The organism is Empedobacter sp. 225-1 (assembly GCF_030328185.1).
GTDB lineage: Bacteria > Bacteroidota > Bacteroidia > Flavobacteriales > Weeksellaceae > Empedobacter > Empedobacter stercoris.
Genome location: NZ_JACALO010000089.1, coordinates 1 through 1,005, shown reverse-complemented (window position 1 = coordinate 1,005; position 1,005 = coordinate 1). Strand labels below are relative to the sequence as shown.

General features: G+C 28.4%; 1 protein-coding gene. It reads right to left on the bottom strand.

Features of this window, described 5'->3' with window-relative positions; all coding sequences use genetic code 11:
• Nucleotides 1–206: 206 nt before the first annotated feature.
• Nucleotides 207–626, bottom strand: coding sequence for a hypothetical protein (locus HX088_RS13840; protein ID WP_286484480.1), 420 nt, complete (start codon nucleotides 624–626; stop codon nucleotides 207–209).
• Nucleotides 627–1,005: the final 379 nt, after the last annotated feature.

Below are 1,005 nucleotides of genomic sequence, written 5' to 3'. Positions count from 1 at the left end.
CCCTAAGACAAGGGAAATACAGCTTTTTACAAAAATACTCCTTCACGACTTAAAAAAGTTGAGTTTTAAGCAAACCTGATATTACAATTTAGCATATTTCTCTAAAAATAAACCCCGCTTAAAATGGCTTAAACGAGGTCAAATATTTTAAATTTTTATAAAAATTGGAGTTGTGCAACAAGTTACCAATGTTAGCTGTAGTTTCTTTAGATTTGGATTAAGTTTTTATCATCTTCATTTAAGTTCTTTAAACGAATTTCAACGTTTAGATTTATAAAATTTGATTCATCGAATTCAATATAAACATCATCGTTAAAAGAATGTAAATTAAAAGATTTAGGAGAAATGACTTTAATGTTTTTTTGATTGTTTATTATTCTTTCATTTTGTGAAAATAATAAAGCAGATTTATAGAATTTATAATTTCCAATTTTGAAATATCCGACGACTAATAAAGCATTTTCATATAAGTATAAATCAGCTTTGTTAAATGAATAATTTTTATTTTTTGCTCCGCTCAAAAATGTTACACATTTTACATCATTAATATTACGAATTAATCTTAAACCACTATTTTGGATTTTGTTTAATTCATTTATTACAGTTCTACTATTTTGTGCTTTCAATATGAAAAATATGAAAACGACGAATAGTAAGAATATTATAATTGAAAAATTTGGTACAATATGGATTTAGAAATTACAGCTAACGGAAAAGGGCTTTGCGAGGTGCGGGCTACTGCAAACTGAAAGTCGGGAGGAGAACCAATCTCTAGCAAAAACCATTTTCATTTTTTCAAATTTACAAAAAAAAATGAAATGGTTTTTTGCGGGTACTATTTAGGACATTCCACAGTATAACTTCAACCCCGCATCTTGCAAAACCCATGTGCTTGTTGCACAACTCAAAAATAAAAAAAATTCGGATATTGTAGTATGCAAGGACGAAAAGAATTTACCCCACAATTATTTTACGAACTAAACTTAGAGCGGTTAGTTCCACCCG